The sequence below is a fragment of the Streptomyces sp. NPDC003300 genome (assembly GCF_040610915.1).
In the GTDB taxonomy this organism is placed as follows: Bacteria; Actinomycetota; Actinomycetes; order Streptomycetales; family Streptomycetaceae; genus Actinacidiphila.
The window spans coordinates 14,305-32,843 of sequence record NZ_JBEXNE010000010.1; the positions used below are offsets into that span (position 1 = coordinate 14,305).

Sequence of the window (18,539 nt, forward strand, 5' to 3'; positions counted from 1 at the left end):
TTCGGCCACATGGCTCGCCCCGTGAGGGGCGCGGGGAGCTGCGCGAGCAACCCACCACCGGCGGGCAGTCCGGCGACCACCGGACTGCCCGCCGGGGCGGGTTGGAAGGAGTCCCCGGGGGCGGGTCAGAAGGAGTCCTCCGGGAGGTCCATGAGGCCGAGGTCGACGGATTCGGCCAGGGACCGAGCCGTCCCCACGCCGGGAAGGACATTGGCGGCGAAGAACTTCGCGGCGGCGACCTTCCCCGCGTAGAAGGCGGCGTCCTTGGCGGAGGCCCCGGAGAGCTTCTCGGCGGCCACGCCGGCCCCGCGCAGGAGCAGGTACCCGATGACCACGTCACCGGAGGCGAGCAGCAGCCGCGTGGTGTTGAGCCCCACCTTGTAGATCGAACGGACGTCCTGCTCGGTGGCCGAAAGGTCCGTGAGCATGGCGCCGACGATCGCCTCCAGGTCCACCGCCGCCTTGGCGAGCTGGTCGCGGGCGGCGGCCAGGTCCTCCCCGCCCGTGGCCTCGGCGAGGAACTTCTTGATCTCCTCGCTGAGCGCCGTCATGGCCTGCCCCTGGTCGCGGACGATCTTCCGGAAGAAGTAGTCCTGGCCCTGGATGGCGGTGGTGCCCTCGTAGAGCGTGTCGATCTTGGCGTCCCGGATGTACTGCTCGATCGGGTACTCCTGGAGGTACCCGGAGCCGCCGAAGGTCTGGAGGGACTGGGCGAGCTGCTCGTACGACTTCTCGGAGCCGTAGCCCTTGACGATCGGCAGCAGCAGGTCGTTGAGCCCGTGCAGCCTCGTGGCGTCCTCACCGGCCGCCTCGGCGACCTGGATGGCGTCCTGCACGGAGGCGGTGTAGAGCACCAGCGCCCGCATGCCCTCGGCGTACGCCTTCTGCGTCATGAGCGAGCGGCGGACGTCGGGGTGGTGGGTGATGGTGACCTTGGGCGCGGTCTTGTCCATGAACTGCGCGAGGTCCGGGCCCTGCACGCGCTCCTTGGCGTACTCCAGCGCGTTCAGGTAGCCGGTGGAGAGCGTCGCGATGGCCTTCGTGCCGACCATCATGCGGGCGAATTCGATGATCCGGAACATCTGCCGGATGCCGTCGTGCTTCTCGCCGATCAGCCAGCCCTTGGCGGGGAGCCCGTCGCCGAAGGTCATCTCGCAGGTGTTGGACGCCTTCAGGCCCATCTTGTGCTCGACGTTGGTGGCGTAGACGCCGTTGCGCTCGCCCAGCTCGCCGGTCTCGAAGTCGAACTCGTACTTCGGGACCATGAACAGCGACAGGCCCTTGGTGCCGGGTCCCGCGCCCTCGGGGCGGGCCAGCACGTAGTGGATGATGTTCTCGGACATGTCGTGCTCGCCCGAGGTGATGAAGCGCTTGACGCCCTCGATGTGCCAGGTGCCGTCGTCCTGCTTGACCGCCTTCGTGCGGCCCGCGCCGACGTCGGAGCCCGCGTCGGGCTCGGTGAGGACCATGGTGGAGCCCCACTGCTTGTCGACCATGAGCGCGGCGATCTTCTTCTGCTCCTCGGTGCCCTCCTCGTAGAGGATTCCGGCGAAGGCCGGGCCCGAGGAGTACATCCACACGGCGGGGTTGGCGCCCAGCACCAGCTCCGCGTAGGACCAGATCAGGGAGCGCGGCGCGGTGGTGCCGCCGATCTCCTCGGGCAGGCCGAGCCGCCAGTACTCGGCGTCCATGAAGGCCTGGTAGCTCTTCTTGAAGGACTCGGGCACCGGGGCGGTGTTGGTCTTCGGGTCGAAGACCGGCGGGTTGCGGTCGGCGTCGGCGAAGGACTCCGCCAGCTCGTTCTCCGCCATGCGCGCCAGCTCGGCGAGGACGTCCTTCGCGGTCTCCACGTCCATCTCGGCGAACGGACCCGTGCCGTAGAGCTGGTCGCGGCCGAGCACCTCGAAGAGGTTGAACTCGATGTCGCGGAGGTTCGACTTGTAGTGGCCCATGACGTCGGCTCCGTATCGCAAGTGGGGTGGTCGTGGCACTCGTGGAAAATAATGCTACCCGTCGGTAATAAGAAGCAACCCCGGAAGGGTCGGATGTGACCGTTTCCTCGTCCCGGGGGCCGTTACTCTTGAGGCCGTGTACGGCTACGAGCAGAGCGTGAATCCCGGACCCGGCCCGGTCCAGGGCGCCGCACCCATGCCCGGTGGCTATCCGGAGCCCTCCCCGCCGTCCCTGGCCGACGCGGTCCGCGCCTTCACCACGGGTTCGATGGCCGCCGAGGACTTCCAGGCGATCTTCGCCACGTCCAAGGTGTACTGCCCGCGCGGCGACAATCCGGGCTTCCTGGCGCTGCACGACACCCAGCAGCCGGTCATCCCGATGTTCACCTCCCTGAAGGAGCTGCGGCGGTACGCGGGCAAGGAGTCCAAGTTCTTCGTGATCACCGGCGCCGAGGTGCTGGACCTGCTGCCCACCGGCTACGGCTTCGTGCTGGACATCGACGGCCAGCATCGCATGGTCTTCGACGCCAAGGCGGTCGAGCAGATGGTCGACTTCACGATGCGCCGGATGTACGGCTGAGGCTGCCCGGCGGCACGCCTGAGGCCGTACGGCGGTACGCCTGAGGCCGTACGGCGGTACGCCTGAGACCGTACGGCGGTACGCCTGAGACCGACGGCGGTACGCCTGAGACCGTACGGGCGCACGTCCCGGCTCGTACGCCCGCGCTTTCGATCTTCCCCTCCGGTGAGTGCTGGAATAGTCACGCCTTGCGAGATGTTCAGTGTTCAACTACTTTGGAACCGGAGCATCCCGAAGGAGGCAGTCATGCCCGCCGTGACCGTAGAGAACCCGCTGACCCTGCCGCGTGTGAGCGCGCCCGACGACGCCCAGCCCCGCAAGGCGCTACAGGTGTCCACCGCCCCGAGCGGTTTCGAGGGGGAGGGCTTCCCCGTGCGTCGCGCCTTCGCGGGCATCGACTACCGCAACCTCGACCCGTTCATCATGATGGACCAGATGGGTGAGGTGGAGTACGCGCCGGGAGAGCCCAAGGGCACCCCCTGGCACCCGCACCGCGGCTTCGAGACCGTCACGTACATCATGGACGGCACCTTCATCCACCAGGACTCGCACGGCGGTGGCGGCACGATCACCAACGGCGACACCCAGTGGATGACCGCCGGGTCCGGCCTGCTGCACATCGAGACCCCGCCGGAGTCGCTGGTCACCAGCGGCGGCCTCTTCCACGGCCTCCAGCTCTGGGTGAACCTGCCGAAGGCCGACAAGATGATGCCGCCCAAGTACCAGGACATCCGGGCGGGCGGCCTGAAGCTGCTCACCTCCGGTGACGGCGGCGCGCTGATCCGGCTGATCGCCGGTGACCTCGCGGGCCACGAGGGCCCCGGCGCCACCCACACCCCGATCACGATGATCCACGTCTCGGTGAACCCCGGCGCCTCGGTGACCCTGCCCTGGCGCGCCGACTTCAACGCCCTCGCCTACGGCCTCGCCGGCCGCGGCTTCGCGGGCCCCGACGCCCGCCCCTTCCGTATGGGCCAGGCCGTCGTCTTCGGCAAGGGAGACTCCCTCACCATCCGCGCGGACGAGACCCAGGAGTCCCGCTCGCCCAACTTCGAGGTCGTCCTGCTCGGCGGCCTCCCGATCCGCGAGCCGATGATGCAGTACGGCCCCTTCGTCATGAACACCCACGCCGAACTGGCCCAGGCGTTCGACGACTTCCAGGCCGGCCGCCTCGGCACCATCCCCGCCGACACGGTTCTCGGCCGCTAGCCGGGCCGCTCCGGCGGCCCGGGCGGTGCGCTGGGCCGCGCGCCGGGCGGTGTTTCGAGGGGTGTGTCGAGCAGGCCCGCGGCGGTCAGCTCGCCGAGCGCCAGCCGGACGGCCGCGGTGTCGGCCGGGGGCCGGACGCGCGCGACGGCCGCGGTGAGGTCGGTGAGCGTGCGGGTGCCGTCCGCGAGGAGGTAGACCGCGGCGGACTGCGGGCCGAGAAGGTGTCCCTGCTCGGCCCGCTCGTCGTAGACGGCCAGGCGGCCGTCCGCGAGGGACTTGACGCGCAGCCCGTCACGGCGGGCCTGGGGCGAGTTCACCGGGCGGGCGCTCCTTCGGGTGCCTTCGCGGGGACGGTTCAGAGGGCGAACTGGTCGCGCAGGTCCTCCGCCACCAGGTGGATCTGGTCGGTCTGGGCCGCGACGACGGGGACGGTCCGGTAGCAGTCGGGCCGGTCCCAGGCGGCGAGGTACTGGTCGATCGCGGTGTGGCGCCGGATCCAGGCGGTCATGCCGTCGACGGTGTCGGGGAGTTCGTCGAGCAGGTCGGTGAAGACATCGCGGTGGTACGCGATGGCGTGGGCGGTGGTGATCCCGGTGACGGGCTCGATGTGTCCGCAGTTCTCCGCGCGCGGGAAGGTCCGGCCCCAGTCGGCGCCGCCGAGGTAGAGCAACGACCAGGGCCGTGACCCGAGTTCGGCCAGGGCGCGGCGCAGGACCCACGTGGTGCCGTGCAGGAAGACCGCGTCGTCCTCCAGGACCAGCAGGGATTCCAGGCCGTCAATGTGGGCCTGCTGGATGGCCCGGCGGTGGGAGAGGGCGCAGCCGATGTGGTGGTTGACGGGGGTCGCCGTGGCCGACAGGCGGTGGACGCGCGCGGCGGGGATCTCCAGCGCGCCGAGCCGCCGTCGCACGGTCTCCCAGCGGTCGGGCCGGTCGTCGAGGTTGATGCAGGTGATGCCGTCGAAGGCGGTGAAGGGGCTGCGCGTCTCGGTCCGGTAGTCGGCCAGGCCCTGGCGGACGGCTGTTTCGCCCAGGATCGAGGTGAAGTGGCCGACGGCCTCGTCGGCGCTCTGGCCGAGTTCGTCGAAGCCGATCAGGTAGTTGCGCAGGCGCTGGTACCAGTCCTGGGTGATGTGGCCGGGGCGCGGCGCGTCGAAGCGGTGCGTCCAGCGCAGGGCGGGCAGGCACAAGGTGGTGTGGCCGGAGCGGCGGAACTTCTCGTGCAGGTGGCCCTCTTCGCCGCCGTGGCCGGTGAAGGCGGGGTTGAGCCCTGGCCAGGCTTTCGTCCGGCAGGCGAACAGGCCGAGGCCCTGCATCCCGATCTCGAAGGCGGGAGCGTCGGGGTCGGTGCCGCGCGGGTCGGTGGCCCAGACCCCGTACATGAACCGTTCCCAGCGCGGTTCCCAGTGGGTGGACACCGTGTGCCCGTCGGTGGAGACAAGGGGTCCCTGGAGCAGGTCGCCGCTGTCGGGGTGCTCGTCGATATGGTCCAGCAGGGCGGCCAGCGCCCCGGGCAGCAGCTGGACGTGGGAGTCCACGCACAGCACCCAGTCCGAGACGGCCTCGCGGAAGATCCGGTCGCGGGCGGCGGTGCCCACGCGGCGGTCGTAGGGGACGTAACGCAGTTGGGGGATCTGCTGCTCCAGGCGCTTGAGCGCCCAGGCGTGCGGCCCGGAGGGGTGGTTGTCGACGACCAGGACGCTGACCCGGTCCATCGCCTCCGCGTGGTAGAGCAGCAGGCTCATGACGGTGAAGTACACGCCGTCGTAGTCGTCGTAGGTCGCCATGCCCACGGTGAGGGTGCGCGGTTCCTGTTCGGGTCCCGGGGCGGGGCGCTGACGGAAGCGGTCGGCGGGGGCCGCCACCAACTCGCGCAGGGCCGCCAGGCCCGCCTCGTCCGCGGGCTCGCTCATCGGCCCGACCGTGCGTGCTGCGCGGTGATCTCGCGCAGGCCGCGCACTTCGGCGGTCAGTTCGTCGATGCGCCGGTTCAGGGCCTGGATGCAGACCATGGCGACGCCGTTGGCGTCGACGAGCGGGATCACGCTGGTGTTGGCGTGCTGGAAGTCGAAGGCGGCGTGCCAGTCCTGGGACATCGGACCGATGTGGCGTACGTGCTCCGGCTCCCAGAGGTAGCGCCAGGTGCTGACCGGCAGGGCCGCGACGGTCGCCAGCACGTGGTAGCCGTTGACGGCTCCCGTCGAGGTGACCTCGGCGGAAGCGGTCGTTACGGCGGTGTCCGCTGCTGGTGTGGCTGCTACCGGTGTGGCCGCGCCGGAACGGCGGAAAGGCCACACGCTCAGCGGCTCCAGTCGACCGGGACGACGGCGCACTTCAGCCCGCGGTCGCTGCTGGCGGCCATGGTGCAGTCCGTGCCGATGGTGATCGCCGCGTGCGCCGAGGCGGGGGCGTGGATGCCGTCGCCGACCAGCACGGCGGTGTAGCCGTTGAGTAGTTCCTGGACGGTGCCGGGGCCGAAGTTCTCCGAGGCGCTGATGGCGGCGACGCCCTGGTAGTTGGTGTACGCCGAGCCCAGCGCGCGGCCGTTGCTGGTGGAGAACTGGACCAGCGCGCCCGCCAGCGGCCGACCGGTGACCGCGTCGGTCGCCGTGGCCGAGATGTTCTCCAACTGCATCTGCGTGACGTTCAGCGATCCCTGGGTGGCCGACAGGTTGGCCGGCGACAGACTGGGACAGTCGGTGGTGCCGCAGATCGGCGGCTGGGCCACGGCAGGCGCGGCCGACGCGACGATGGCGCCGAGCGACAGCGTGCTCACGGCGACCGCCGCGAGTCCGGCGAACCTGGTTCCTGAGACCTTCATGTCTTCTCCGACGGGTGCTGCGGCGACGGTTGGTCCGGGTCATTCGACCCCAACGGCCCATCCGTCGCTCTCCGCCAATCGGTACATAGGGGACGACGATCGCATTTTTCGCCCCATCGAGTGACCCCTCCGCCCCGACCTACGTTCGCCCCCTGGTCCGCCTGTACGAGAAGGGTGTCGCCGGTGCCGGAGGAGTGGCTGACCAGCAGGGCCTCGCCGTCGAAGGGCTCCGCGAAGACGGCCGACCGGCTCTCGCTCGACCGGGACGCCCTCACGAGCGAGAACACCACGGCCGTCTACGCCCGTTACGGCATCGACCTGGCGGGCAGCCCCGAACTGCGGGTCGTGACCTGACCCGACGGCGACGGCCGACGGCCGTCGGGGGCTCCTTGACCGCGAGGTGGCCGGCCTACAGCAGGTGGTCGGCCTTGCCGGCCTTGATGTCGGTGATCAGGGTGCGGAGGGCTTCGCGGGTGTCGGTGAGGTATTCGTCCTCGCGGCCGTTGACGGCTATGTAGCCGTTGCCGTCGGCGTCGGTGCCGAGGCGGAAGCAGGAGCTGCCTTCGCCGCAGAAGGGGGCTTCCCAGGTGATGTCGGGCATCGGGGTTTGGTCTCCTCGGGGTACGGGCCTGAGCGCGCAGGTCATGGAGATGTGTCGCGACTACAGCAGGTGGTCGGCCTTGCCGGCCTTGATGTCGGTGATCAGGGTGCGGAGGGCTTCGCGGGTGTCGGTGAGGTATTCGTCCTCGCGGCCGTTGACGGCTATGTAGCCGTTGCCGTCGGCGTCGGTGCCGAGGCGGAAGCAGTTACTGCCGTCTTGGCAGAAGGGGGCTTCCCAGGTGATGTCGGGCACGGGGGGACTCTCCTAGAGCTGGGACGCGATGGCGTGTATGAGGTCGAGCGTCTTCTCCGGCGGTAGGGCGATGCGTTGCATCTCGTCCAGTTGCAGCCGGTACTTGCACAACTGCGCCTCTGAGTGGATGAATTCCACGACCGTCGCGCGATCCAGCTCGGCCGTGTCCAAGCGGGCGACCTGGCCGCGGGCGTAGAGGATGGACTGGCCCGAGCCGGGAAAGGCGCCGGCGGAGAACGGGATGGCCTGGACCGTGACGTTGTCGCGTTCGGCGGCGGTCATCAGGTGGTTGAGCTGGTCGCGCAGGACCGCGCGCCCGCCCACCTCGGTACGGAGGACACCCTCGTGGACGACGAGTTCGTACGCCGGGGCGTCCTGCCGGTCGATCGCCTCGTGGCGTTGGACGCGGTGGGCGACCCTGGCCTCGTACTCGGCCGGGGGCAACGCCGGGATGGCGGCGTCGAAGAGGGCGCGGGCGTAAGCCTCGGTCTGGAACTGGCCGGGCATGTGGGTCATCGTGCTGACGCGCAAGCCCTGGGCGTGCCACTCCAGTTCGGCGATGTCGAGGAAGGTCGACGGCAGGACGTCCTCGTACGCCTCCCACCAGCCGCGCACGCGGTCGCCGCACATCGCCACCAGCGCGTCGATCAGCGCTTGGTCGGTGCACTCGTAGACGAAGGCGATCCGGCGCACCCGTTCGGGACTCGTCCCGTGCCGACCGGCCTCGGTGCTGGAGATGACGGTCCGCTTCGTGTCCAGCAGGGCGGCCGCCTGCTCGGTGGACAGTCCCGCGTCCTCCCGTAGCTTGCGGAGCTCCGCACCCAGACGCTGCTGGCGTGCTGTCGGGTTGCTTCTCGGCGGCATGGGCTCCCTCCCCTCCGTGGCCCAGTCTGCCTTGCGGTGAGAAGCCCGGTCCAACGGGTCATCGGCGAATAGGTAGCACACGTACCCCCGATGCCCTACCGTAGTAGCGCGCAGCTACGCACAACTACGTCGGAAGCGCACCGCGAGTGACGGCGGCATGCCACCGGCGAACCCTCAAGACGCCACAAGACCCCTTCGACGCAACGGAGTTCGTCATGCCTGAAATCCCCCGCTTACCAGCACTCTGGCGCTTCCCGGCGCGGCCGGAGTCCGTGCGCCGGGCGCGGCACGCCGTCGCGGAGGCGCTCCCTCGTGGGGTGGAGCCCCAACTGGCCGCGGATCTCGGGTTGGTGACCAGTGAGCTGGTCACGAACGCCGTGCGGCACGGGGACCGGTGCGAGGAGGACGCGGTCATCGAGCTGGTGCTGTGGCCCGCCGACGGGCACTACTGGGTGGCGGTGTCCGACGGCGGGCCGGAGAAGCCGGAGTTGGCCGAGGCCGGGCCGGAGAGCGAGGGCGGAAGGGGGCTGGTGCTCATCGACGCGCTCGCGGAGGTCTGGGGAGTCGTGCCGCGCCCGGTGCGCGGGAAGTCGGTGGTCGCCGGGCTCAGCGACGTCAGCCGGTCGAGGCCGGGCGCGGTTCGGACAGGCGGTTGGCCTGGTGGGTGAGCGCGCGGCGCAGGATCGGCGTCAAGGGGCGTTCGACCAGGCGGTAGATGAGGTAGGCGAGCAGCAGCATCGAGCCGATGGCCAGAGCGAGCACGCCGTAGTTCGGTATGCCGGTGTGGGCCTTCAGCTTCTCGATGACGAGCGTGCCCAGGATCTCGTGGACCAGGTAGAAGGGGTACGTCAGGGCGCCCGCCGTGGTCAGCCAGCGCCAGTCGACGTCGGCGACGCGGCGCACGAGCGTCACCGCGGCGATGGCGGCGAAGCCCGCGGCGACCAGGGCGATGACGACGGTCGGCGAGCGGTGGAAGGTGACGGCCACACCGGGCTTGGGGACGAGGCCCAGGACCGCGTAGTGCTGGCCGAGCAGGAAGCCGGTCGCGACGACGCCCCAGGTCAGCAGGTCGTGGCCGAAGCGGCGCAGCAGGTAGAGGCCGATGCCGCCGATGAAGAAGGGCGCGTACTCGGGCATCAGGGCCAGCTTGAGGAACTCCTGGCCGGAGGAGTCCGCGTACAGGGCGCCGATCGTCCACAGGGCGCAGAAGGCCAGGACGCGCTTGCGGGTGGCGCCGCGCCACAGGACGGTGACGGCGAAGAGCACGTAGAAGCGCATCTCGGCCCACAGCGTCCAGGAGACGCCCAGGACGCGCTCGGAGCCCGCCGGGGTCTGGAGCATCGTGAAGTTGGTGAGCAGGTCGGTGCGCGAGACGGTCTTGTAGCCGAGGACGAACAGGACGACGGTCACCAGGATCAGCGCCGCCCAGTAGGCCGGGTACAGGCGGCTGATCCGGGAGATCGCGAACGCCTTGACGCTGCGGCCCCAGCCGCTCATGCAGATCACGAAGCCGCTGATGATGAAGAAGAACTGCACGCCCAGCGGCCCGTACGCGGCGGCGTGCGACAGGTGCGGGAAGATCTCCAGCGGCTGTCCGCGCCAGGCTCCGCTGCCCCGGAAGGCCAGGTGGTAGATCGCCACCATGAGCGCGGCCACCAGCCGCAGCCCGTCAAGCGCCCGCAACCGGCCCTTCCCGCCGCCACGCGGTGCCGGTGCGGCGGACGCCGCCGGTACGTGGCCGGGCGACGTCGGGTCGCCGGGCGCGGTCGGGTCGCCGGGCGATGTCGGATCGTCCGTGGGTGCGGGGAGTTTCAGGCTCATCCCAGTGCTGCCTTTTCGCCGGCGTGAGTGTCAGGGCGCGCGGTCGGCCGTACGATCGCCCGTCACGTAGGCGTTCAGGCTAGGTGGAGGCACCGGCCCCACGGGGCGTTGGAGCGGGCCCAACCGCTCTGTGCGACCAGTGTTTTCCTCCGTTTCACGGCCGGTTCACACGACCGTGACGGATTCGCGTCCGCGGCCGACCCCGCCCCCCGCCGGGCGGTCACCCGATCGACGGGCTCGTCGCCTCGTACAGCTCGAACCAGATGGACTTGCCGTCGCCGCGCGGGTCGACGCCCCAGGCGTCGGCGAGCTCCTCGATGAGCATCAGGCCGCGGCCGGAGGAGGCCATCTCGCCGGGGGAGCGGCGGTGCGGCATGTCGTCGGAGCGGTCGCCGACCTCGACGTGGAGGCGGCGGGTGCCGGGCATGCCGGTGACCATGGCGGTCAGTACGGCGTCCTCGTCGGTGTGCACCAGCACGTTGGTGACCAGTTCGGAGACGAGCAGGACGGCGGACTCGACCTGGTCGGCCGAGGTCCAGTCGTGCAGCAGGGCACGGATGTCGTCGCGCGTGGCGCGGATGCGGCCCGGGTCGGTCTGCGAGACGGTCAGCACCGCGCGGCGGACCGGGACCGCGCAGGTCGGGCCGTCGGGGTCGCGGCGCAGCAGGACCAGCGCGATGTCGTCCTCGCGGCGGTCGGCCAGCGGCCCGGTGGTGTGGTGGGAGGCGGGCCCGTGCACCGCGCGGATCAGGGAGTCGGCCAGCTCCTCCAGATCGCCCGCGGGCCCGGCCTCCAGCACATCGCGCAGCCGCTGCCAGCCGGTCTCCAGGTCGTGGCCGCCGGTCTCGATCAGGCCGTCGGTGCACAGCAGCAGCACCTCGCCGGGCTCCAGGACCAGCCGGGTCGTCGGGTAGTCGGTGTCCGGCTCGATGCCCAGCGGCAGGCCGCCCGCCGTACGCCGGACGATCGTCGTACCGTCGCCGAGCCGGATCGCGGGCTCCGGGTGCCCGGCGCGCACCACGTCGAGCGTGCCGGTCAGCGGGTCGGCCTCCAGATAGAGGCAGGTCGCGAAGCGTACGTCGGCGGACTCGTCGGCGCTCAGCCCCTCGTGCAGGCCGTCGCGCAGCCCGTCCGCCGGCCCGTCGGGGAGCCCGTCGTGCAGCCCGGCCAGAAAGCGGGAGGTGCGCGAGAGCACCGCGTCCGGGTGGTGGCCCTCGGCCGCGTAGGCGCGCAGCGCGATCCGCAGCTGGCCCATGATCCCCGCGGCCCGTACGTCGTGGCCCTGGACGTCGCCGATGACGATCGCGGTACGGCCCGACGGCAGCCCGATCACGTCGTACCAGTCGCCGCCGACCTGGAGGCCGCCGCCGGTCGGCACGTACCGGGCGGCCACCGCCATGCCCTCGATGCCGGGCCTGCGCGCGGGCAGCATCGTGCGCTGGAGGCCGTCGGTCAGGGCGCGCTCCGACTCGTGCAGATGCGCGCGGGACAGCGCCTGCGCGAGCATCCGGGCCACGGTGGTGAGCACCGAGCGCTCGTCGGGCGTGAAGGCCACCGGGTCGCGGAAGGCCGCCATCCAGGCGCCGATCGTGGACCCGGCCACGACCAGCGGGAGATACGCCCAGGAGGAGCGGCCGAACGGTTTCACCAGCGGCCAGGTGACCGGGAAGCGGTCCTCGTACGCGGCCGGCGACGGCAGATAGACCGCCTGGCCGGTACGGACCACCAGCGCGGCCGGGTAGTCGGTGTCCAGCGGCATGTCGAGGAAGGGGTCCTCGGTGCCCGCCGCCTGCCCGTGGTGCCCGATCACCGACAGCCGGTCGCCGTCCGTGCCGAAGACGGCGAGGCCGTCGGGCGAGAAACCCGGCATCGACAAGGTGGCCGCCACCCGCAGCACCTCGGCGGTGGAGTCGGCCTCGGCCAGCGCGCGCCCCGCGTCCAGCAGGAACGCCTCCCTGGCCCGCCGCCAGCCGCCGCCCGCCTGCGCAGCCGCCCGTGAGGGCCCGCCGCGCACCTCGTGCAGCGTGCCCGCCATCACCGTGCCCTGCGGGCGCACCCTGGCCCGTACCGTCCGCAGGGTCGCGCCGTCGTCGCCCACCACCCGCACCAGCGCCTCGGCGACCGTGCCCTCCGAGTAGGCCAGCGAGACCGCGCCGGCCAGCGACACGTAATCGGCGGCGTGCAGGCACGCCCGAACGGCGGACGTCCGGTGCTCGGCCGGGCCGCCGGACAGCCCGAGCAGGCGCGCGGCGCGGGCGTCGACCGTCACGGTGCCGGTGGCCTCGTGCCACTGCCACAGCCCGGTACCGACTGCGGCCAGGACGTCCTCGGTGCGCATTGTGACAGTTTATGAGAATTGGGGCGTTATGGCCCAGTAGGGCGGCCTTCGTGGCCTTACGCCCCACCGAATCCGGAGTGAGGCCGGTGTGCGGGCGCCGGTAAGCTGTGCTGGGCCGCTGGCCCGGCCACCCACCCAACATCCAGCGTCGAGGACGAATGATGCACCGGTACCGGTCCCACACCTGCGGCGAGCTGCGCGCCACCGACGTCGACACCGACGTCCGCCTGTCCGGCTGGCTGCACAATCGCCGCGACCTGGGCGGCATCCTCTTCGTCGACCTGCGTGACCACTACGGCTTCACCCAGCTCGTCGTCCGCCCCGGCTCCCCGGTGTACGACCAGCTCAGCGGCCAGTCCAAGGAGTCCGTCGTCCGCGTCGACGGCCGCGTCCTGGCCCGCTCCGCGGAGAACGTCAACCCGGAGCTGCCGACCGGCGAGGTCGAGGTCGACGTGACCGCCCTGGAGGTGCTGGGCGCGGCCGACCCGCTGCCCTTCCCGGTCTTCCCCGAGGACAACGCGAACGAGGAGATGCGGCTCACCAACCGCTTCCTCGACCTGCGCCGCCAGCGCATGCACCGCAACATCATGCTGCGCACCCAGGTCATCTCCTTCCTGCGCCGCGAGATGACCGCGCTCGGCTTCAACGAGATGGCCACCCCGATCCTGTCGGCCACCTCCCCCGAGGGCGCCCGCGACTTCCTGGTGCCCTCTCGCGTGCACGCCGGGAAGTTCTACGCGCTGCCGCAGGCCCCGCAGCAGTTCAAGCAGCTCCTGATGATCTCCGGCTTCGACCGCTACTTCCAGATCGCGCCCTGCTTCCGCGACGAGGACTCGCGCGCCGACCGCTCGCCCGGCGAGTTCTACCAGCTCGACGTCGAGATGAGCTTCGTCGAGCAGGAGGACGTCTTCGGCGTCATCGAGAAGGTCATGACCGACCTCTTCACCGAGCTGGGCGGCGGACGCACGGTCACCTCGCCGTTCCCCCGCATCCCCTTCCGCGAGTCGATGCTCAAGTACGGCAACGACAAGCCGGACCTGCGCACCACGCTCGAACTGGTCGACGTCTCCGACGTGTTCGCCGGGAGCGGCTTCAAGGCGTTCGCCGGCAAGCACGTACGCGCGCTCGCCGTGCCCGACACCGCCGAGCAGCCGCGCAAGTTCTTCGACCAGCTCGGCGAGTACGCGGTCTCGCTCGGCGCCAAGGGTCTGGCCTGGGTCCGGGTCGGCGACGGCAACGCGTTGACCGGCCCGATCGCCAAATTCCTCACCCCCGAGGACGTCACCGCGCTGCTCGCCGCCGTCGGCGCGAAGCCCGGCACCGCGATCTTCTTCGGCGCCGGTGAGTTCGACGAGGTCTCCAAGATCATGGGCCCGGTCCGGGTCGAGGCCGCCAAGCGCACCGGCCAGTTCGAGGAGAACGTCTTCCGCTTCTGCTGGATCGTCGACTTCCCGATGTTCGAGCGCAACGAGGACACCGGGGCCGTGGAGTTCTCGCACAACCCCTTCTCCATGCCGCAGGGCGGCCTCGAAGCCCTCAACACCAAGGACCCGCTGGACATCCTGGCCTGGCAGTACGACATCGTCTGCAACGGCATCGAGCTGTCCTCCGGAGCCATCCGTAACCACGAACCCGCCGTCATGTACCGCGCGTTCGAGATCGCGGGCTACACCCGCGAGACGGTGGAGGCCGAGTTCGGCGGCATGCTCCGCGCCTTCCACTTCGGCGCGCCGCCGCACGGTGGCATCGCGCCGGGCGTCGACCGTATGGTCATGCTCCTCGCCGATGAGCCCAACATCCGCGAGACGATCGCGTTTCCGCTCAACCAGAACGCCCAGGACCTGCTCATGGGCGCGCCCTCCGAGGTCGAGGAGGCGCGGCTGCGCGAGCTCCACATCCAGCTCCGCCCTTCGGCAGGGCGCCCTTCCGCGGGGCGCTAGGACGGCGTCTCGGGAGGGGCGAGCCGGGGGGCAACCCCGGAGGCGGGTCACCGCGTTGAAGGGGTGTGGAGAGGAACAACGGTGTCGCACCCCGGTTTCGAGGAGTTCGTGGCGGCCCGCGGCCCCAGACTGCTGCGGGTCGCGTGGCTGCTGACCGGCGACCCGCACCTCGCAGAGGACCTGCTCCAGACGGTGCTGGCCAGGGTGTGGCCGAAGTGGCACCGGATCGCGGGCGACAGCCCGGAGGCGTACGTACGCAAGGCGCTGGTGCACACCCACGCCTCGTGGTGGCGGCGGCGCTGGCGCGGCGAGGTGCCGCACGGCGAGCTGCCCGACCGCCCGCAGCCGGCGGACCCGTACGGGGACGTGGACCTGGAGCAGGCGCTGGCCGCGGCGATACGGGAACTGCCGGTACGCCAGCGCGCGGTGGTCGTGCTGCGCTACTTCGAGGACCTGAGCGTGGCCGACACCGCGGACGTCCTCGGCTGCACGGAGGGCACCGTCAAGAGCCAGGCGTCCAAGGCGCTGCGGGCGCTGCGCGGACGGCTGCCCGAAGCGGTCGACACGGGCGTCGGAGGTGAACACCATGCCGGATGAGCGTTTCGCGGAGGACGAGCTGCGCGACCTGCTGGAGCGCGCGGTGCCCCAACTGCCCGCCCCCGTACAGCGGTTGGAGCGGGTCAAGGAGCGTGCGCTGCGCCGTCGCAGGCGCCGCGCGGTCGGGATGTCCGCCGCCGTCGTGGTGGCGGTCGCGGCGGCCGGGACGGTGCTGCCCGGTCTCGGCGGCGCGGCGAGCGCCCCGGCGCCGCCCGCCGTCGTCACCTCGCTCGCGCCGCCCGCGTCCGGCAGCGGCGGCCCGACGGCGAGCGCTCCGACGGCGACCGGCCCGGTGGACAGCGGCCCGAGCCCGACCCCGAGCCCCGGACAGACGACCCGCGCGACCGAGTCGGCGTCCGCTGCGTCGGCGGCGGTCACGTACCACTTCCCCGAACTGGCCGGTCTCGACCTGCGGTTGCCGCCCGGCTGGACGACGGTCGTCGCGCCCAAGACGGGTGACGTCTTCGCCTCCTCGCAGGCGCTCGGCCTGCCCACCGACGGCTGCGTCAAGCCGCTGGACGGCTTCTGCACCCCGCTGGTCCGCACCCTGACCCGCGGCGGGGCGCTGATGATGCTGACGCTCCGGCACAGCAAGACGACGGTGGACAAGCTCAACGCCGACGGCCGCCCGGTGACCTCGTCCGTCGTCGTCAGCGCCTGCCGGGCGGTCGGCGGCACCGCGCAGACCAAGGCCCTGCTCACCGACGCGTCCGGCTCCGACGTCCTGATCGAGGTCTCGGTGTGCCTGGCCGACGCCACCGACGCGCAGCAGTCCCAGATCAACGACGCGCTGAAGAACGCCGTCTTCTCGTGAAGGCTCCCGTGAAAGGCCCCCGCCACGTCATGCGCACCACCCGCCGCCCCCGCCGTCTCCTGGCCGCCGCCGTCCTGACCGCGCTGGCCGCCGCCCCGCTGATGTCCGGCTGCGTGGCCGGTGGCACGGGCGTGCGGGCGTCGAAGGTCGGCGACGAGGGGCCGCTGAGCACGGTGGTGAGCGGTCCCGCGGGCCGGGCGGGCAGGTCCGCGCCCGAGCCGGTGCGCACGACACCCGCGCCGCCCGCCCAACTGCCGGGCCTGGGGCCGAAGACGCGCTCGCAGATCCCCGCCGACGCGCGGCAGGCCGTCCTGGTCACCGGCGCGGGCCCCGACTCGCCGGACGCGAAGGTCACCTTCTACACCCGCGAGAACACGGCCGGTTGGCGGCCGTCGGGTCCGGTGTGGGCCGCGCACAACGCGCTGCGCGGCTGGACCGACACGCACCGCACCGGCGATCTGCGCTCACCGATCGGCGTCTTCGGCCTCACCGACGCGGGCGGCCACCTCCCCGACCCCGGCACCGAACTCCCCTACGACCACGCGCCGATCGGCTTCAGCGTCTCCGGCACCGGCTTCAGGGGCGAGCCGCTGGCGGGCTCCTTCGACTACGTCATCGCCATCAACTACAACCACCTGCCCGGCACGTCACCGCGCGACTGGACGCGTCCGCTGGGCGCCTCGCGCGGCGGCGGCATCTGGCTGCACGTGGACCACGGCGGCCCGACCCAGGGCTGTGTCTCGCTGCCGCAGCAGGCCATGCGGACGCTGCTGCGCACCCTGGACCCGAAGCTGCACCCGGTGGTGGTGATGGGCGACGGGGCCGCGCTGGCGCGCTGAACGGCCGTACGCACGGCCCCGATCGCGTTCCTCAGGCGGCCGGTGCGTCCGGGTCGCCGCCGAACCGCTCGATGTACGACGCCAGGTCCTCGTCGGAGATCTTCGCGAAGAGCACCGGCGGCACCGTGAAGGGGGTGCCCGCGGGCACCGAGTCCAGCGCGCGGGCCTCGTCGGCGGTGACCCAGCGGGCGTCGTCGGCGGGCAGCGCGAAGGCGGCCCGCATGGCGGCGGCCGAGGCCGGGATGAACGGCTCGGACACCACCGCGTAGAGGTGGATGAGATTCATCGCGGTACGCAGCGTGAGCGCGGCGCCGTCCTGGTCGGTCTTGATCTCCATCCAGGGGGCCTTCTCCTCCAGGTAGGAGTTGCCCGCACTCCACAGCGCCCGCAACGACTGCGCGGCCTTGCGGAATTGCAGCGTCTCCATGTGGCCCTCGTATTCGGCGAGCAGCGCGGCGATCTGCTCGCCGAGCTTCGCCTCGGCGGCGCCGGCCGCCGAACCCGCGGGCACTTCGTCGCCGAATCGCTTGCGCGAGAAGGACAGGACGCGGTTGACGAAATTGCCGAGGGTGTCGGCGAGGTCCTTGTTGACGCCCGCCGCGAACAGCTCCCAGGTGAAGGAGGTGTCGTCGGACTCCGGCGCGTTCGCGATGAGGAAGTAGCGCCAGTAGTCGGCGGGCAGCAACTCGAGGGCGGCGTCGGTGAAGACACCGCGGCGCTGCGAGGTGGAGAACTTGCCGCCGTAGTAGTTCAGCCAGTTGAAAGCCTTGACGTAGTCGACCTTCTTCCACGGTTCACGGGTGCCCAGTTGGGTCGCCGGGAACATCACGGTGTGGAAGGGCACATTGTCCTTGGCCATGAACTCGGTGTAACGGACCGTGTCGTCGGCCTCGTACCACCACGACTTCCAGTCCCGTACTTCACCCTCGGACGCGGCGTCGGCCCACTCCTTGGTGGAACCGATGTACTCGATGGGCGCGTCGAACCAGACGTAGAACACCTTTCCGTCCGCGGCCAGCTCCGGCCAGGTGTCGGCCGGTACGGGAACGCCCCAATCCAGGTCACGGGTGATCGCCCGGTCCTGGAGTCCCTCGGTGAGCCATTTCCGCGCGATGGACGAGGCCAGGGTGGGCCAGTCGGCGCCGTTCGCGTCGATCCACGCCTCGACCTCGCCGGCGAGCTTGGACTGGAGGAGGAACAGGTGCTTGGTCTCGCGGACCTCCAGCGCGCTGCTGCCGCTGATCGCGGAGCGCGCGTCGATGAGGTCGGTCGGGTCGAGCACCCGCGTGCAGTTCTCGCACTGGTCGCCGCGGGCCTTGTCGTACCCGCAGTACGGGCACGTGCCGACGATGTAGCGGTCGGGCAGGAAGCGTTCGTCGGCGAGCGAGTAGACCTGCCGGACGGCCCGCTCCTCGATGAAGCCGTTCTCGTTGAGCCTGCGCGCGAAGTGCTGGGTGATGTCGCGGTTCTCCGCCGAGGAGCTGCGGCCGAAGTGGTCGAAGGACAGCTCGAAGCCGTCGTAGATCGCCTTCTGCGCGAGGTGTGCCTGGCCGCAGAAGACGTCGACCGGCAGGCCCGCCTCCTTGGCGGCCAGCTCGGCGGGGGTGCCGTGCTCGTCGGTGGCGCAGATGTAGAGGACGTCGTGGCCGCGCTGCCGCAGATACCGCGAGTAGACGTCGGCCGGGAGCATGGACCCCACCATGTTGCCCAGATGCTTGATCCCGTTGATATAGGGGAGGGCTGAGGTGATGAGGTGACGCGCCATTGCGGGCTGCTCCCAATTCGTTGCGGGGAGTGAGTAATTCCTCTACGGACGGTCAATATCGTATCGGACGACCGGGGGGCATCCGCCGCCCCTTTTCCGGGTAGCCGGGCTGTGAAGGGCTGTGAACAGCCCTGGGGGGCCGAGCCCT

General features: G+C 71.0%; 19 protein-coding genes. 8 read left to right on the forward strand and 11 right to left on the reverse strand.

The window, feature by feature from the left end; translation table 11 throughout:
• Nucleotides 1–125: 125 nt before the first annotated feature.
• Nucleotides 126–1,952, reverse strand: coding sequence for an acyl-CoA dehydrogenase (locus ABZX65_RS16765; protein ID WP_355339581.1), 1,827 nt, complete (start codon nucleotides 1,950–1,952; stop codon nucleotides 126–128).
• A gap of 196 nt (nucleotides 1,953–2,148) precedes the next feature.
• On the opposite strand from ABZX65_RS16765, the gene ABZX65_RS16770 reads away from it, so the two are divergent.
• Both ABZX65_RS16770 and ABZX65_RS16775 read left to right on the forward strand, forming a co-directional pair.
• Nucleotides 2,149–2,532: an SseB family protein gene (locus tag ABZX65_RS16770; RefSeq protein ID WP_355340130.1), complete on the forward strand. Its 384-nt coding sequence runs from the start codon at nucleotides 2,149–2,151 to the stop codon at nucleotides 2,530–2,532.
• Nucleotides 2,533–2,778: 246 nt separating this feature from the next.
• The gene (locus tag ABZX65_RS16775) at nucleotides 2,779–3,741 is read left to right on the forward strand and encodes a pirin family protein (RefSeq protein WP_355339584.1); all 963 of its coding nucleotides are present in this window, start codon (nucleotides 2,779–2,781) and stop codon (nucleotides 3,739–3,741) included.
• On the opposite strand, the gene ABZX65_RS16780 is transcribed toward ABZX65_RS16775, so the two are convergent.
• Genes ABZX65_RS16780 through ABZX65_RS16795 form a run of 4 tightly spaced genes read right to left on the reverse strand, consistent with a single transcriptional unit; the run spans nucleotide 3,738 to nucleotide 6,560 of the window.
• Nucleotides 3,738–4,058, reverse strand: a complete 321-nt coding sequence (locus ABZX65_RS16780; protein WP_355339587.1) for a hypothetical protein — start codon at nucleotides 4,056–4,058, stop codon at nucleotides 3,738–3,740. The genes ABZX65_RS16775 and ABZX65_RS16780 overlap by 4 nt on opposite strands.
• 38 nt (nucleotides 4,059–4,096) lie before the next feature.
• Nucleotides 4,097–5,653: a glycosyltransferase gene (locus tag ABZX65_RS16785; protein WP_355339590.1), complete on the reverse strand. Its 1,557-nt coding sequence runs from the start codon at nucleotides 5,651–5,653 to the stop codon at nucleotides 4,097–4,099.
• Nucleotides 5,650–6,036, reverse strand: coding sequence for a tail fiber domain-containing protein (locus tag ABZX65_RS16790; protein ID WP_355339593.1), 387 nt, complete (start codon nucleotides 6,034–6,036; stop codon nucleotides 5,650–5,652). The genes ABZX65_RS16785 and ABZX65_RS16790 overlap by 4 nt, the downstream gene beginning before the upstream one ends.
• A gap of 2 nt (nucleotides 6,037–6,038) precedes the next feature.
• Complete coding sequence (locus tag ABZX65_RS16795; RefSeq protein WP_355339595.1) at nucleotides 6,039–6,560, reverse strand: hypothetical protein; 522 nt, start codon at nucleotides 6,558–6,560, stop codon at nucleotides 6,039–6,041.
• Nucleotides 6,561–6,743: 183 nt separating this feature from the next.
• Here ABZX65_RS16795 and ABZX65_RS16800 point away from each other — a divergent pair, with 183 nt between their 5' ends.
• Nucleotides 6,744–6,914 carry a hypothetical protein gene (locus ABZX65_RS16800; RefSeq protein ID WP_355339598.1) on the forward strand — a complete coding sequence of 57 codons (171 nt, stop codon included), beginning with the start codon at nucleotides 6,744–6,746 and terminating at the stop codon, nucleotides 6,912–6,914.
• 55 nt (nucleotides 6,915–6,969) lie between these two features.
• On the opposite strand, the gene ABZX65_RS16805 is transcribed toward ABZX65_RS16800, so the two are convergent.
• Genes ABZX65_RS16805 through ABZX65_RS16815 form a run of 3 tightly spaced genes read right to left on the reverse strand, consistent with a single transcriptional unit; the run spans nucleotide 6,970 to nucleotide 8,277 of the window.
• The gene (locus ABZX65_RS16805; RefSeq protein ID WP_355339601.1) at nucleotides 6,970–7,161 is read right to left on the reverse strand and encodes a hypothetical protein; all 192 of its coding nucleotides are present in this window, start codon (nucleotides 7,159–7,161) and stop codon (nucleotides 6,970–6,972) included.
• A gap of 60 nt (nucleotides 7,162–7,221) precedes the next feature.
• Nucleotides 7,222–7,413, reverse strand: coding sequence for a hypothetical protein (locus ABZX65_RS16810; protein WP_355339604.1), 192 nt, complete (start codon nucleotides 7,411–7,413; stop codon nucleotides 7,222–7,224).
• 12 nt (nucleotides 7,414–7,425) lie between these two features.
• Entirely contained in the window at nucleotides 7,426–8,277 is an 852-nt protein-coding gene (locus ABZX65_RS16815) for a helix-turn-helix transcriptional regulator (protein ID WP_355339606.1), read from the reverse strand.
• Between the two features lie 215 nt (nucleotides 8,278–8,492).
• On the opposite strand from ABZX65_RS16815, the gene ABZX65_RS16820 reads away from it, so the two are divergent.
• Entirely contained in the window at nucleotides 8,493–8,945 is a 453-nt protein-coding gene (locus ABZX65_RS16820) for an ATP-binding protein (protein WP_355339609.1), read from the forward strand.
• On the opposite strand, the gene ABZX65_RS16825 is transcribed toward ABZX65_RS16820, so the two are convergent.
• Nucleotides 8,893–10,098, reverse strand: coding sequence for an acyltransferase (locus ABZX65_RS16825; RefSeq protein WP_355339612.1), 1,206 nt, complete (start codon nucleotides 10,096–10,098; stop codon nucleotides 8,893–8,895). The genes ABZX65_RS16820 and ABZX65_RS16825 overlap by 53 nt on opposite strands.
• A gap of 220 nt (nucleotides 10,099–10,318) precedes the next feature.
• Nucleotides 10,319–12,436, reverse strand: coding sequence for a SpoIIE family protein phosphatase (locus tag ABZX65_RS16830; protein ID WP_355339615.1), 2,118 nt, complete (start codon nucleotides 12,434–12,436; stop codon nucleotides 10,319–10,321).
• Nucleotides 12,437–12,597: 161 nt separating this feature from the next.
• Between ABZX65_RS16830 and aspS the strand changes: the two genes are divergently transcribed.
• From aspS to ABZX65_RS16850, 4 genes are all read left to right on the forward strand, one after another.
• Nucleotides 12,598–14,376: an aspartate--tRNA ligase gene (aspS, locus tag ABZX65_RS16835; RefSeq protein WP_355339618.1), complete on the forward strand. Its 1,779-nt coding sequence runs from the start codon at nucleotides 12,598–12,600 to the stop codon at nucleotides 14,374–14,376.
• A gap of 81 nt (nucleotides 14,377–14,457) precedes the next feature.
• Nucleotides 14,458–14,973, forward strand: a complete 516-nt coding sequence (locus tag ABZX65_RS16840; protein WP_355339621.1) for a SigE family RNA polymerase sigma factor — start codon at nucleotides 14,458–14,460, stop codon at nucleotides 14,971–14,973.
• Nucleotides 14,963–15,787 carry a hypothetical protein gene (locus ABZX65_RS16845; protein ID WP_355339624.1) on the forward strand — a complete coding sequence of 275 codons (825 nt, stop codon included), beginning with the start codon at nucleotides 14,963–14,965 and terminating at the stop codon, nucleotides 15,785–15,787. The genes ABZX65_RS16840 and ABZX65_RS16845 overlap by 11 nt, the downstream gene beginning before the upstream one ends.
• A gap of 29 nt (nucleotides 15,788–15,816) precedes the next feature.
• Nucleotides 15,817–16,626, forward strand: coding sequence for a L,D-transpeptidase family protein (locus tag ABZX65_RS16850; protein ID WP_355339627.1), 810 nt, complete (start codon nucleotides 15,817–15,819; stop codon nucleotides 16,624–16,626).
• A gap of 31 nt (nucleotides 16,627–16,657) precedes the next feature.
• Here the strand turns inward: ABZX65_RS16850 and metG are convergent, their stop codons facing one another.
• Nucleotides 16,658–18,391 (reverse strand): methionine--tRNA ligase, encoded by a 1,734-nt coding sequence (gene metG, locus ABZX65_RS16855; RefSeq protein WP_355339630.1) that lies wholly within the window; start codon nucleotides 18,389–18,391, stop codon nucleotides 16,658–16,660.
• Nucleotides 18,392–18,539 lie beyond the last annotated feature (148 nt).

Bases quoted from the DNA above. Each gene is read 5' to 3' on its own strand.
- ABZX65_RS16765 (WP_355339581.1), bottom strand. From the start codon at position 1,952: ATGGGCCACTACAAGTCGAACCTCCGCGACATCGAGTTCAACCTCTTC.
- ABZX65_RS16770 (WP_355340130.1), top strand. From the start codon at position 2,149: ATGCCCGGTGGCTATCCGGAGCCCTCCCCGCCGTCCCTGGCCGACGCG.
- ABZX65_RS16775 (WP_355339584.1), top strand. From the start codon at position 2,779: ATGCCCGCCGTGACCGTAGAGAACCCGCTGACCCTGCCGCGTGTGAGC.
- ABZX65_RS16785 (WP_355339590.1), bottom strand. From the start codon at position 5,653: ATGAGCGAGCCCGCGGACGAGGCGGGCCTGGCGGCCCTGCGCGAGTTG.
- ABZX65_RS16795 (WP_355339595.1), bottom strand. From the start codon at position 6,560: ATGAAGGTCTCAGGAACCAGGTTCGCCGGACTCGCGGCGGTCGCCGTG.
- ABZX65_RS16805 (WP_355339601.1), bottom strand. From the start codon at position 7,161: ATGCCCGACATCACCTGGGAAGCCCCCTTCTGCGGCGAAGGCAGCTCC.
- ABZX65_RS16815 (WP_355339606.1), bottom strand. From the start codon at position 8,277: ATGCCGCCGAGAAGCAACCCGACAGCACGCCAGCAGCGTCTGGGTGCG.
- ABZX65_RS16820 (WP_355339609.1), top strand. From the start codon at position 8,493: ATGCCTGAAATCCCCCGCTTACCAGCACTCTGGCGCTTCCCGGCGCGG.
- ABZX65_RS16825 (WP_355339612.1), bottom strand. From the start codon at position 10,098: ATGAGCCTGAAACTCCCCGCACCCACGGACGATCCGACATCGCCCGGC.
- ABZX65_RS16830 (WP_355339615.1), bottom strand. From the start codon at position 12,436: ATGCGCACCGAGGACGTCCTGGCCGCAGTCGGTACCGGGCTGTGGCAG.
- aspS (WP_355339618.1), top strand. From the start codon at position 12,598: ATGCACCGGTACCGGTCCCACACCTGCGGCGAGCTGCGCGCCACCGAC.
- ABZX65_RS16845 (WP_355339624.1), top strand. From the start codon at position 14,963: ATGCCGGATGAGCGTTTCGCGGAGGACGAGCTGCGCGACCTGCTGGAG.
- ABZX65_RS16850 (WP_355339627.1), top strand. From the start codon at position 15,817: ATGCGCACCACCCGCCGCCCCCGCCGTCTCCTGGCCGCCGCCGTCCTG.
- metG (WP_355339630.1), bottom strand. From the start codon at position 18,391: ATGGCGCGTCACCTCATCACCTCAGCCCTCCCCTATATCAACGGGATC.